This window comes from Streptomyces sp. NPDC059897, assembly GCF_042730865.1.
Taxonomy (GTDB): Bacteria; Actinomycetota; Actinomycetes; order Streptomycetales; family Streptomycetaceae; genus Streptomyces.
Genome location: NZ_JBHWKQ010000030.1, coordinates 81,721 through 93,719, shown reverse-complemented (window position 1 = coordinate 93,719; position 11,999 = coordinate 81,721). Strand labels below are relative to the sequence as shown.

Genomic DNA, 11,999 nt, shown 5'->3' with positions numbered 1-11,999 from the left:
GGGCTCGCGGCCGTCGCCGTCTGTGGGGGTGCGGGGGTCACGACGCCGCGGAAGGAGGCGGCGGCGGGGTGTTCCCGCCGTCCGTGTCCCTGGGTTTCCGGGCGCTCTCGCCCTCTGTCGCGGACATCCGGTCGACGGCGTCCTTCGCCTTGTCCGTGCCCATCCGGATCTTGTCGCTGTACTTGCCCTTGGTCTTCTGGTCGACCAGCCTGCCGGCCTTGTCCAAGCCCTGGTCGATCTTGTCCCCGTGCTGCTGCGCGAGGTCCGAGACCTTGTTCTTGGCGGGGCCGAACTTGGCCTTCAACGAGTCCAAGATGCCCATCGCTGCACCCTTCCGTCGCACCGAACTCTCTGGAGCTACTTGCGGGCGCCCTCGCCGGCCTCGTTGTCCGCGGCCTGCTCCGCGGACTGCTGCTTCGGGATCTCCACGGCCTCCACCGCGGCGGCCTCGGTGCCCTCGCCGTCGGCCGGGGCCTGCGTGGCCTCCTGCTCCGCGCTGGGGGCCACGGCGGCCTCGGTGGGCTCCTCGGTGTCCTCCGCCTCGGGAGCGGCCGTCAGAGTGGCGGCCTGGGCCTCGGCGGTTGACGCCTCGTCCGCAGCGTTGGTCTTCCGGCGAAACCTGGCAAAAACGCCCATTTCAACTCCATACGTTACTCGTGTGGGCGAAATCCCGCCCTACCCGGTGCGTCCCATTGCGGCGACCGGGGCGCCGGCTCTCGAAACCGGCGGCTGGAACCTCGCAACAGGCAACGAACCCGGACCTGTGGCGTCACGTAGCTCATTCGTGAACAGGTGCCCGGGTTTGCGAGACTGGGGCGGTGAGTAGCGCACCTCCCGCCCCGCGGGTCATCGCCGTCGTCGGGCCGACCGCGGCAGGAAAGTCAGATCTAGGCGTGTTCCTCGCCAAGGAACTCGGCGGCGAGGTGGTCAACGCCGACTCCATGCAGCTGTACCGGGGGATGGACATCGGCACCGCCAAGCTGACGCCCGAGGAGCGCGACGGGGTGCCGCACCACCTCCTGGACATCTGGGACGTCACCGAGGCCGCCAGCGTCGCGGAGTACCAGCGCCTCGCCCGCGCGGAGATCGACCGGCTGCTCGCGGCGGGCCGCTGGCCCGTCCTCGTCGGCGGATCGGGGCTCTACGTAAGGGGCGCCGTCGACAAGATGGAGTTCCCCGGCACCGACCCCGAGGTCCGCGCCCGACTGGAGGACGAGCTCAGGCTGCGCGGATCCGGCGCCCTGCACGCGCGCCTCGCCGCCGCCAACCCGGAGGCCGCCACGGCGATCCTGCCGAGCAACGGTCGGCGCATCGTCCGTGCCCTCGAGGTCATCGAGATCACCGGCAAGCCCTTCACGGCCAACCTGCCGGGACACGACTCCGTCTACGACACCGTCCAGATCGGCGTGGACGTGGCGCGGCCCGAACTCGACGAACGCATCGCCACGCGCGTGGACCGCATGTGGGAGGCCGGTCTGGTCGACGAGGTGCGCGCGCTGGAGGCCCAGGGGCTGCGCGAGGGACGCACGGCATCGCGCGCCCTCGGCTACCAGCAGGTGCTCGCGGCGCTCGCGGGCGAGTGCACGCTCGACGAGGCGCGCGCGGAGACCGTCCGCGCCACCAAGCGCTTCGCGCGCCGTCAGGACTCGTGGTTCCGGCGCGACCCGCGGGTGCATTGGCTCAGTGGGGCCGTGACGGACCGCGGGGAACTCCCGGCCCGCGCAATGTCGTTGGTCGAACGACCGGTTACAGCCTGATCACGTGATGGCATCGGGACGCTCCGGCCGTCATCCCGGCCTCTGTGGGCGTGCCATCATCGACCATCGATCGACCAGTGGAGTCCGGAGTGGGAGGGCGCGTGGCGATGGAGGCCGGCCCTCGTGACACCGCACCAGGCGGAGAGCAGCTCAGTACCGATGGCCCTGAGGCGGGCGCCGACGGCGTGATCGCCGACGGACCGACCCCGGAGGAACTCGCGGCGCAGGACGAGGGCCAAGAGGTCGAGGTCGAGCTGCGCCCGCAGCGCAGGCTCCGCATCTGGCAGCTGGCACCCATCGTGATGCTGGCCGCGATCGGCTCCCTGATGTTCGCGTTCCCGCTGTTCTTCGAGTTCGGCGACGGCGGAGCGGTCGTCGCGATGCTCGGCCTCCTGATCAGCTCCTGCGCCGCGGGCTGGGGCATGATGGCCGCCCGCCGGGTGGGCTACACGCTGCCGGGGCTGCCGCCGCGCGGCTCGGGCAGCTGGCCGGACTGGCGGGTCGTGGGGGCGTACGTGGTCGTGGTCGCGGCAGTGGCCGTGCTCGCCGTGTGGCGCGTCGCACGGTTGCGCTGACCACACCGCCGACCGCGTTGTCGGTCCCATCTCGTACGATCGAGAAATGACCACCTTCCTCAAGGGCCACGGGACCGAGAACGACTTCGTGATCATCCCGGACCCGGAGAACGCCATCGCGCTCTCGCCGACCGCCGTCGCCGCCCTGTGCGACCGCCGGGCCGGCATCGGGGGCGACGGTGTGCTCCACGTGGTGCGCACCGCCGCGCACCCCGAGGCGCGGCACATGGCCGACGAGGCGGAGTGGTTCATGGACTACCGCAACGGCGACGGCTCGGTGGCCGAGATGTGCGGCAACGGAGTGCGGGTCTTCGCCCGCTACCTCCAGCACGCGGGGCACGTCGGCGAGGGCGACCTCTCCGTGGCCACGCGGGGCGGCGTCAAGGTGGTCCACATCGACAAGGAAGGCCTGATCACGGTCGGCATGGGCAAGGCGGCGCTCCCCGAGGGCGACGTCACGGTCAGTGTCGACGAGCGGACCTGGCCCGCGACGAACGTGAACATGGGGAACCCGCACGCGGTCGCCTTCGTGGCCGACCTCGCGCACGCGGGCTCGCTGTACGAGGCACCCCCCTTCGCTCCGGCGAACGCATACCCGGAGGGTGTGAACGTCGAGTTCGTCGTCGACCGCGGCCCGCGGCACGTCGCCATGCGCGTGCACGAGCGGGGCTCCGGCGAGACCCGCTCCTGCGGCACCGGCGCCTGCGCCGTGGCCGTCGCGGCCGCCCGCAGGGACGGCCTGGACCCGGCGGTGACCGGGGCTCCTGTCACGTACGAGATCGATCTGCCCGGAGGCAGGCTGACGATCACCGAGCGTGCGGACGGCGAGATCGAGATGACCGGTCCCGCCGTGATCGTCGCGGAAGGTCGGCTCGACACCGACTGGTTCGCGGCAGTCGAAACCGTAAACCAGTGAACCTTCGCTCGAATGGGTGATCCGTTTCACGCTCGGCGAGAGCGGGACTGCGCCACGTGATGGGCTCGGTAGCATCAAGCACCGGTCCGGACGGGTGCCGCCGCCAGCCCGCCGCCGGTCGACAAAGCCGGAGGTGCTCATGAGTGCGGAGGCGACCAACCCCGCGAACCCGGGACCGATCACGCCCGGAGCGCACCGTCGGCGTGGCCGCCCCCGGATCGACCTGCGACGTCTCGGCCGGGCCGCCCTCCTCGGCCCCACCGCCCGCGGCCGCCTCCCGGACGCGATCGGGCACGTGGCGGAGGCCCACCGGGCCCACTACCCCGAGGCCGTCCTCGAGCCGCTGCACCGTGCCTACGTCCTGGCCGAGTCCTCGCACCGCGGCCAGATGCGCAAGAGCGGCGAGCCGTACATCACACACCCGCTCGCGGTGACGCTGATCCTGGCCGAGCTGGGCGCGGAGACCACGACGCTGACGGCCTCCCTGCTCCACGACACGGTCGAGGACACCGAGGTCACGCTCGACCAGGTGCGCGAGGAGTTCGGCGCGGAGGTCGCCTATCTCGTCGACGGCGTGACCAAGCTGGAGAAGGTCGACTACGGGGCGGCGGCCGAACCCGAGACCTTCCGCAAGATGCTGGTCGCGACCGGGAACGACGTGCGCGTCATGTCGATCAAACTCGCCGACCGCCTGCACAACATGCGCACCCTCGGCGTCATGCGCCAGGAGAAGCAGGAACGGATCGCCAAGGTCACCCGCGACGTCCTGATCCCGCTCGCCGAGCGCCTGGGCGTGCAGGCGCTGAAGACCGAGCTCGAGGACCTCGTCTTCGCGATCCTGCGCCCCGAGGAGTACCGGCAGACGCGCGAGCTGATGACGGCCTACGCCCGGCGCACCGAGGACTCCCTCGCCGGGTTCGCCACCGAGCTGCGCTCGGTGCTGCGCGAGGCGGGCCTGAGCGCCGAAGTCCTCATCAGGCCGCGGCACTTCGTCTCCGTCCACCGGGTGCGGCGCAAGCGCGGCGAGATGCGCGGGGCCGACTTCGGGCGCCTCCTCGTGCTCGTGAACGAGGACGCGGACTGCTACGGCGTCCTCGGCGAACTGCACACGTGTTTCACGCCGGTGGTCTCGGAGTTCAAGGACTTCATCGCGGTACCGAAGTTCAACCTGTACCAGTCGCTGCACACCGCGGTCGCCCGCAAGGACGGCGAGGTCGCCGAAGTCCTCATCCGCACGCACCAGATGCACAAGGTCGCGGAGGCGGGCGTCGTGGCGCTGGGCAATCCGTACGCGCCCTCCGCCGAGGAGCACCTGGACACCGTGGGCGAGCGCTCCGACCCCACGCGCCCCGGCTGGCTGAACCGGCTGCTCGACTGGCAGCAGTCCGCCCCGGACACCGACACTTTCTGGTCGACGCTGCGCGAGGACCTCGCCCAGGACCGGGAGATCACCGTGTTCCGCCCCGACGGTGGCACCATCGGCCTTCCCGCGGGCGCCAGTTGCGTCGACGCCGCGTACGCGCAGTACGGCGAGGACGCCCACGCCGTCATCGGCGCGCGGGTCAACGGCCGCCTGGCGACGCTCAGTACGGTCCTCGGTGACGGGGACACGGTCCAGCTGCTGATGGCGGGGGTGGAGGGCAGCGCCGCGTCCGAGCCGTCGGTCGCCTGGCTGGACCACGCCCGTACGCCCGCCGCCCGCATCGCCATCCGCCGCTGGCTCGCCACCCACCCGGAGGGGCCGAGCGCGCCCCAGTCGCCGCCCAGAGCCCCGTACAGCGGCCCCTCGGCGCGGCCCTCCGCGGCGAACGCCGTGGTCGACCAGCCGGGTGCCACGGTGCGCCTCGCGGGCTGTTGTACGCCCGTGCCGCCCGACGAGGTGACCGGGTTCTCCGTGCGCGGCGGTGTCGTGACCGTGCACCGTGTCGCCTGCTCCGGAGTGGCGCGGATGAAGGACGCGGGGCGCGCGGAGGTCGGTGTGCGCTGGGCAGACGCGGCGGCCGCCGAGTACCGGGTCACCCTGATCGCCGAGTCGTTCAGCCGTCCCCACCTGCTCGCCGACCTGACCGAGGCCATAGCGCTGGAGGGCGTCGCCATCATCTCGGCGACCGTCGACCCGCCCGACCAGGGCCGCGTCCGGCACACGTACACGCTTCAACTCCCGGACGCCGCGCACCTCCAGGGCCTCATGCGCGCGATGCGGAACGTGCCGGGCGTGTACGACGTGGGGCGCACGCGGCACGCGGCGGCGGGCGCCCTGTAGACCTACCTGAAACCCTCGTTCGGGTGGTGCGGCGCGTGCCGCGCCGTGCACCGGGGTGCGCGCTGATAGCCGTAGTTCATGCTGCTCAGTTCCCGAACGCCCCGCGTCGCCGCGCTCCTCGCCGCCGGCGCCTCGCTCGCCCTTGTCGCCGCGGCCGCGCCCGCCGAGCCGCTCGGCATCGGCGACCGGCTCTTCCCGCACCTGGGCAACCCCGGCTACGACGTCACCGACTACGACATCTCCTTCACGTACGGCGGTGACAACAAAAAGCCCCTCGACGCCGTCACCAGGATCAACGCGCGGGCGACCGCCCCGCTCGACCGGATCAACCTCGACTTCTCGCACGGCACCGTCCGTTCGGTGACGGTCAACGGGGCGCGGGCGCAGTACGTCACCAAGGGCGAGGACCTGGTCGTCACACCCGCCGCGGCCGTGACGCCGGGGCAACCGCTGAAGATCGCCGTGCAGCACACCAGCGACCCCAGGCCCGGCAAGAAGGAGATCGGCTGGCTGCGCACCAAGGACGGTCTCGCGATGGCCAACCAGGCGGACGCGGCGCACCGCGTGTTCCCGTCCAACGACCACCCCTCCGACAAGGCGTACTTCACCTTCCGGGTCACCGCCCCCAAGGGCTACACGGCGGTCGCCAATGGTCTCCCTGTCGCGAAGAACGCCCTTCCTGCCGCGAAAAAGCGACAAGGAGGAGCCACGCAGTGGGTCTACCGCACCGCCCATCCGATGGCCACGGAGCTGGCCCAGGTCTCCATCGGCCGCTCCGCCGTGCTGCACCAGGACGGGCCGGACGGGCTCCCCGTGCGCGATGTCGTGCCCGCCAAGGACGTCAAGGCCCTGAAGCCGTGGCTCAAGAAGACACCCGGCCAGATCGCCTGGATGGAGGGGAAGGTCGGCGACTACCCCTTCGAGAACTACGGGCTGCTGATCGCCCACGCGTCCACCGGCTTCGAACTCGAGACGCAAACGCTCTCTCTCTTCGAGAGAGACCTGTTCACGCGCTCCGAGTACCCGAAGTGGTACGTCGAGTCGATCATGGTCCATGAGCTGGCACACCAGTGGTTCGGCAACAGTGTCAGCCCCCGTTCCTGGTCCGACCTGTGGCTGAACGAGGGCCACGCCACCTGGTACGAGTCCCTGTACGCCGAGGAGCAGGCGGACCGGCCCATGGTGCAGCGGATGCGCGCCGCCTACCGCGCCTCAGACGCCATGCGCGCCGACGGCGGGCCGCCCGCCGCGCCCAAGAAGCCCACGAGCGACGGGAAGATCAGCATCTTCCGGCCGGTCGTCTACGACGGCAGCGCCCTGGTCCTCTACGCCCTGCGCCAGGAGATCGGCGCGGACGCCTTCCAGCGCCTGGAGCGCACCTGGACGGCCACGCACCGTGACTCCACCGCCACCACCGCGGACTTCGTGAAGCTGGCCTCGCAGCTGGCCGGACGCGACCTGAGCGGCTTCTTCGACGCCTGGCTCTACGGGAAGAAGACGCCTCCCATGCCGGGCCACCCGGACTGGAAGACCGACCCGGTGTCGAAGCCCTGACACGGGGAAACAATCCAGATGACGAGACGGCCCGTACCGTGCGAATATCGTCCACGTCGACGGCGCGGGCCACCTGATAGGCGCTCTCGGGAATCCCCGGGGCAGGCCGGGCGTTGTCAGAGATGACGGGTGGGACACCCGTCACGTATCCCGAATCCCACAGACGTAAGGACCCAATGACCTCCTCTTCTTCCCCTTCCCAGGACGCGCAGAACATGGTGCAGAACCACACCGAGAGCCTTCGGGCCGATGCCCTGATGGAAGAGGACGTCGCCTGGAGCCACGAGATCGACGGAGAGCGGGACGGCCAGCAGTTCGACCGCTCCGAGCGCGCGGCTCTGCGCCGCGTCGCGGGCCTCTCCACCGAGCTCGAGGACGTCACCGAGGTCGAGTACCGACAGCTCCGCCTGGAGCGCGTGGTCCTCGTCGGCGTGTGGACGTCGGGAACGGTTCATGACGCGGAGAACTCCCTCGCGGAGCTCGCCGCCCTCGCCGAGACGGCCGGCGCGCTCGTGCTCGACGGCGTGATCCAGCGCCGCGACAAGCCGGACGCGGCGACGTACATCGGCTCCGGCAAGGCCATGGAGCTGCGCGACATCGTGCTCGAGACCGGAGCGGACACCGTCGTGTGCGACGGTGAGCTCAGCCCCGGCCAGCTGATCCACCTCGAGGACGTCGTCAAGGTCAAGGTGGTCGACAGGACCGCCCTGATCCTCGACATCTTCGCCCAGCACGCCAAGTCCCGAGAGGGCAAGGCGCAGGTCGCGCTCGCGCAGATGCAGTACATGCTGCCGCGCCTGCGTGGTTGGGGTCAGTCGCTGTCCCGGCAGATGGGTGGCGGTGGCTCCGGCTCCTCGGGCGGCGGCATGGCCACCCGTGGTCCCGGTGAGACCAAGATCGAGACGGACCGGCGTCGGATCCGCGAGAAGATGGCGAAGATGCGCCGTGAGATCGCGGAGATGAAGACCGGCCGCGACATCAAGCGCCAGGAGCGCCGCAGGCACAAGGTGCCCTCGGTGGCCATCGCCGGGTACACGAACGCAGGCAAGTCCTCGCTCCTCAACCGCCTCACCGGCGCGGGCGTCCTGGTGGAGAACTCGCTGTTCGCCACTCTGGACCCGACCGTGCGCCGGGCCGAGACCCCGAGCGGCCGGCTCTACACGCTGGCCGACACGGTCGGTTTCGTACGGCACCTGCCGCACCACCTCGTCGAGGCGTTCCGCTCGACCATGGAGGAGGTCGGCGACTCCGACCTGATCCTCCATGTGGTCGACGGCTCGCATCCGGTGCCGGAGGAGCAGCTCGCCTCCGTACGCGAGGTCATCCGCGACGTCGGGGCGACGAACGTGCCCGAGATCGTGGTGATCAACAAGGCGGACGCGGCCGACCCGTTGGTGCTGCAGCGGCTGCTGCGCGTGGAGAAGCGCGCGATCGCCGTCTCGGCCCGCTCGGGTCAGGGCATCGAGGAGCTGCTCGAGCTCATCGACGCCGAACTGCCGCGCCCCGCGGTCGAGATCGAGGCCCTCGTGCCGTACACGCACGGCCAGCTGGTCGCGCGGGCGCACGCCGACGGCGAGGTGATCTCCGAGGAGCACACCCCGGAGGGCACGCTCCTCAAGGCACGCGTCCACGAGGAACTCGCGGCGGAATTCGCGCCGTACGTTCCGGCGGCGGTCGCGGGCTGACGGCTCGTACCGAAGTACGAAGTACCGAAGTACCGAAGTACCGAACATGGCTGAGCCCCTCTCCGGTCGACCGGAGAGGGGCTCAGCCATGAGACCGGCCGCCTGCGCGGCACGTGCTTACTGCCCGGCGAACTTCCTGCTCACCGAGTCGTAGATGCCCTTGGCCTCCTTGCCGAGCCGCGGGCCCGCGAGCCAGCCCGCGGTCACCGGGCCGATCGAGGTGTTGGACACCAGGGCCGGCTTGCCGTCGGAGCCCTCGGCGACCCAGCCGCCGCCGGACGAACCGCCCGTCATGGTGCAGCCGATGCGGTACATCGTCGGGTCCGCGTCGCTCAGCGAAAGACGGCCCGGCCTGTCCGCGCACTGGTACAGCTTCTGCCCGTCGAACGGGGCCGACGCCGGGTAGCCCTTCGCGGTGATCTGCGCGACCTCCGGCACCGCCGGAGCGTTGAAGTTTACCGGGAGCGCCGCACCCACCGTCTCCTCGAGGGACTTCGTGGAGCCGCCCTTCTCCGGCGTCACATGGATCGCCGCGAAGTCGTACGAAGCACCCGCCCCGCCGCTCGGACCGCCCTGCGCGATCCACTGGTCGGACGTCAGCGCCGCGTCACCCCACCACACGCCGTACGGAGCGACCTCGTTCCGCGGCGTGTTCTGCAGCTCCTGCGTGGACTTGCCGCTGTCGTTGTACGAGGGCACGAACGCGATGTTGCGGTACCAGCCGCCGTTCTTGCCCGCGTGCACACAGTGGCCCGCGGTCCAGAGCATGTTGGACTTGCCGGGGTGCGCCGGGTCGGTGACCACGGTCGCCGAGCAGACCATCGAGCCCTTGGGTCCGTCGAAGAACAGCTTGCCCGCGTACGGGGCGTTGGCGTGGTACGGGGTGGACACGCCCGCTGCCGCCACCGGCTTCGGCTCTGGGTCCGTCACACCCTGGTCGCCGGAGAGGTCGTTCTCGTCGACCTCGCCACCGGTGGGCTTGTCGGCGTCCCGCATCCGGTTGGAGTCCCACAGGCCCGCGATGATCGGGTTGACGAAGTCCTGCGCCTCACGCAGCCACTTGTCCTTGTCCCAGTTCTTCCACTCCCCGTCCTTCCACTTGTCCGGGTCGATCCCGTGCTCCTTGAGCCGGTCCCCGAGGTCGTCCGGGATCTTGAACTTGCCCTCGCCCGCGGATGCCGAGGCGGTCGGCTTGTCGTTCGCGTTGTTCTCGCCCGGACCGCACGCCGTGGCGGTCAGAGCGACCACGGCACCGAGCGCGACCGCCGCCGCCACGGGGGACGTTCTGCTTCGCGCGCCTCGAGCGCGGCGCGCGGCGAACTGCGGGCGTATGGGTCGCATGTCGTGAATCCCCCTGGGCTTCGAAAGGTTGAACTGTCGTACGCGTGCGGTGGAGACGGGGCGAACCCCGCTGCCTCCGAACGGCACACCACCCTATGCCGGTGCCGTCGGGGACGGCCGACGGAACAGCAACGGTTCCGTCACGGAGGGATCTTGCGGCCGGTACGGGGCGTTACGTGGTGGCGCGCCTCGGATCCACGGTGCGGGAGAGCCGGCTGCGGTGGCCGGCCGACGGCGCGGAACGCGGGCAAAGGTCTGCTCATGAGTCCCGTACGAGCCGTGTTCCTCCGCCCGTCCTCTCGTTGGTACGTACGGGGGAATCGCAGTCGGCGTTCAGAGCGCGCCGGCTCGCCCTGCCGATCGGTGAGTCGAGGGGCCTTTTCGGCCGTATATCCAGCGGGAGGACCAACAGCCGTGGCGGTGACCGATCCTGTGCCTGTGACCGATCTTGAGACCCTGGCGGTGCCGGCCCCGCCTGGCGGGGGGACACCGGGGACCCCTGCCCGCGACCCCGTCGCGCACGAGGGGATTCTGCGACGCCAGGGCGCGCGGGAGTCCGCGGCGCGCACCTATGCGCGCGCCTTGCCGATCGTCCCGGTGCGGGCCCGCGGGCTCACCATCGAGGGCGCCGACGGTCGCCGCTATCTGGACTGCCTGTCCGGCGCGGGGACCCTCGCCCTCGGCCACAACCACCCGGTGGTGCTGGAGGCCATCCGCAAGGTGCTCGACTCGGGCGCACCGCTGCACGTCCTCGACCTGGCCACCCCGGTCAAGGACGCGTTCACCACGGAGCTGTTCCGCACGCTGCCGCCGGGCCTTGCCGAGCGGGCCCGCATCCAGTTCTGCGGCCCCGCGGGCACCGACGCCGTCGAGGCCGCCCTGAAGCTGGTCCGCACCGCCACCGGCCGCTCGGGCCTGCTCTCCTTCGCGGGCGCGTATCACGGGATGACCGCGGGGGCGCTCGAAGCGTCCGGCGGGGCGCAGGACGTCCGCGTCACACGCCTGCCGTATCCGCAGGACTACCGCTGCCCCTTCGGCATCGGAGGCGCGCGCGGCGCCGAACTCGCCGCCCGCTGGACCGAATCGCTCCTCGACGACACCAAGTCCGGGGTGCCGCGGCCCGCGGGCATGATCCTCGAACCGGTGCAGGGGGAGGGCGGCGTCATCCCGGCGCCCGACGCCTGGCTGCGCCGGATGCGAGCCGTCACCGAGCAGCGCTCGATCCCCCTGGTCGTCGACGAGGTGCAGACCGGCGTCGGCCGCACCGGCGCCTTCTGGGCGGTGGAACACAGCGGTGTCGTGCCCGACGTCATGGTCCTGTCCAAGGCCATCGGGGGCAGTCTGCCGCTCGCAGTGGTCGTCTACCGGGAGGACCTCGACGTCTGGCCCCCGGGGGCGCACGCTGGCACCTTCCGCGGCAATCAGCTCGCCATGGCCGCGGGCGCGGCCACCCTCTCGTACGTCCGCGAGAACGCCCTCGCCGAACGCGCGGCCGACCTCGGGGCGCGCATGCTCGGCCAACTCCAGCGCCTTTCCGACGAGTTCACCTGCATCGGTGAGGTCCGCGGACGTGGCCTCATGATCGGTGTGGAACTCGTCGACCCGGACGGCGCCGCCCCCGCGCCCGCCGCCGCGGAACTCGCCGACGACCCGCTGCTCGCCGGGCCCACCCCGCTCCCGGCCGCGCCCCACCTCGCCGCCGCCGTTCGCGACGCCTGCCTGCACCGCGGCCTGATCGTCGAACTCGGCGGCCGTCACTCCAGCGTCGTACGCCTGCTGCCTCCCCTCACCATCACCGACGAGCAGGCCGCGGCCGTCGTGGACCGGCTCGCCGACGCCCTGGCGGCCGTCTCCCGCGCCCGCCGTCACGAGTCGTAGGAGCGCCCGACGACACACCGCCACCAGCGA

Annotated in this window: 10 protein-coding genes; 7 read left to right on the top strand and 3 right to left on the bottom strand. The window is 71.2% G+C overall.

What is annotated here, in order from left to right; translation table 11 throughout:
• Nucleotides 1-37: 37 nt before the first annotated feature.
• Nucleotides 38-322: an antitoxin gene (locus tag ACFV9W_RS28085; protein WP_385765943.1), complete on the bottom strand. Its 285-nt coding sequence runs from the start codon at nucleotides 320-322 to the stop codon at nucleotides 38-40.
• A gap of 35 nt (nucleotides 323-357) precedes the next feature.
• Nucleotides 358-636 carry a hypothetical protein gene (locus tag ACFV9W_RS28080; RefSeq protein WP_385765940.1) on the bottom strand — a complete coding sequence of 93 codons (279 nt, stop codon included), beginning with the start codon at nucleotides 634-636 and terminating at the stop codon, nucleotides 358-360.
• 182 nt (nucleotides 637-818) lie between these two features.
• On the opposite strand from ACFV9W_RS28080, the gene miaA reads away from it, so the two are divergent.
• From miaA to hflX, 6 genes are all read left to right on the top strand, one after another.
• Nucleotides 819-1,757, top strand: a complete 939-nt coding sequence (gene miaA / locus ACFV9W_RS28075) for a tRNA (adenosine(37)-N6)-dimethylallyltransferase MiaA (protein WP_385765937.1) — start codon at nucleotides 819-821, stop codon at nucleotides 1,755-1,757.
• A gap of 107 nt (nucleotides 1,758-1,864) precedes the next feature.
• On the top strand, nucleotides 1,865-2,332 hold the full coding sequence (locus ACFV9W_RS28070; protein ID WP_385765961.1) for a hypothetical protein: 468 nt from the start codon (nucleotides 1,865-1,867) through the stop codon (nucleotides 2,330-2,332).
• 46 nt (nucleotides 2,333-2,378) lie between these two features.
• On the top strand, nucleotides 2,379-3,248 hold the full coding sequence (gene dapF, locus ACFV9W_RS28065) for a diaminopimelate epimerase (protein ID WP_385765935.1): 870 nt from the start codon (nucleotides 2,379-2,381) through the stop codon (nucleotides 3,246-3,248).
• 139 nt (nucleotides 3,249-3,387) lie between these two features.
• On the top strand, nucleotides 3,388-5,511 hold the full coding sequence (locus tag ACFV9W_RS28060) for a RelA/SpoT family protein (protein ID WP_385765932.1): 2,124 nt from the start codon (nucleotides 3,388-3,390) through the stop codon (nucleotides 5,509-5,511).
• Nucleotides 5,512-5,589: 78 nt separating this feature from the next.
• The gene (locus tag ACFV9W_RS28055; RefSeq protein WP_385765929.1) at nucleotides 5,590-7,065 is read left to right on the top strand and encodes a M1 family metallopeptidase; all 1,476 of its coding nucleotides are present in this window, start codon (nucleotides 5,590-5,592) and stop codon (nucleotides 7,063-7,065) included.
• A gap of 176 nt (nucleotides 7,066-7,241) precedes the next feature.
• Nucleotides 7,242-8,750 carry a GTPase HflX gene (hflX, locus tag ACFV9W_RS28050; protein ID WP_385765926.1) on the top strand — a complete coding sequence of 503 codons (1,509 nt, stop codon included), beginning with the start codon at nucleotides 7,242-7,244 and terminating at the stop codon, nucleotides 8,748-8,750.
• 117 nt (nucleotides 8,751-8,867) lie between these two features.
• Here the strand turns inward: hflX and ACFV9W_RS28045 are convergent, their stop codons facing one another.
• The gene (locus tag ACFV9W_RS28045) at nucleotides 8,868-10,091 is read right to left on the bottom strand and encodes a trypsin-like serine peptidase (protein ID WP_385765923.1); all 1,224 of its coding nucleotides are present in this window, start codon (nucleotides 10,089-10,091) and stop codon (nucleotides 8,868-8,870) included.
• A 432-nt stretch (nucleotides 10,092-10,523) separates the two neighbouring features.
• Between ACFV9W_RS28045 and ACFV9W_RS28040 the strand changes: the two genes are divergently transcribed.
• Nucleotides 10,524-11,969: a diaminobutyrate--2-oxoglutarate transaminase family protein gene (locus ACFV9W_RS28040; protein WP_385765920.1), complete on the top strand. Its 1,446-nt coding sequence runs from the start codon at nucleotides 10,524-10,526 to the stop codon at nucleotides 11,967-11,969.
• Nucleotides 11,970-11,999 lie beyond the last annotated feature (30 nt).

What these genes read in the sequence shown, in the direction of transcription:
- ACFV9W_RS28045 (WP_385765923.1), bottom strand. Translation starts at nt 10,091, where the DNA reads ATGCGACCCATACGCCCGCAGTTCGCCGCGCGCCGCGCTCGAGGCGCG.
- ACFV9W_RS28085 (WP_385765943.1), bottom strand. Translation starts at nt 322, where the DNA reads ATGGGCATCTTGGACTCGTTGAAGGCCAAGTTCGGCCCCGCCAAGAAC.
- hflX (WP_385765926.1), top strand. Translation starts at nt 7,242, where the DNA reads ATGACCTCCTCTTCTTCCCCTTCCCAGGACGCGCAGAACATGGTGCAG.
- ACFV9W_RS28070 (WP_385765961.1), top strand. Translation starts at nt 1,865, where the DNA reads ATGGAGGCCGGCCCTCGTGACACCGCACCAGGCGGAGAGCAGCTCAGT.
- ACFV9W_RS28080 (WP_385765940.1), bottom strand. Translation starts at nt 636, where the DNA reads ATGGGCGTTTTTGCCAGGTTTCGCCGGAAGACCAACGCTGCGGACGAG.
- ACFV9W_RS28060 (WP_385765932.1), top strand. Translation starts at nt 3,388, where the DNA reads ATGAGTGCGGAGGCGACCAACCCCGCGAACCCGGGACCGATCACGCCC.
- dapF (WP_385765935.1), top strand. Translation starts at nt 2,379, where the DNA reads ATGACCACCTTCCTCAAGGGCCACGGGACCGAGAACGACTTCGTGATC.
- ACFV9W_RS28055 (WP_385765929.1), top strand. Translation starts at nt 5,590, where the DNA reads ATGCTGCTCAGTTCCCGAACGCCCCGCGTCGCCGCGCTCCTCGCCGCC.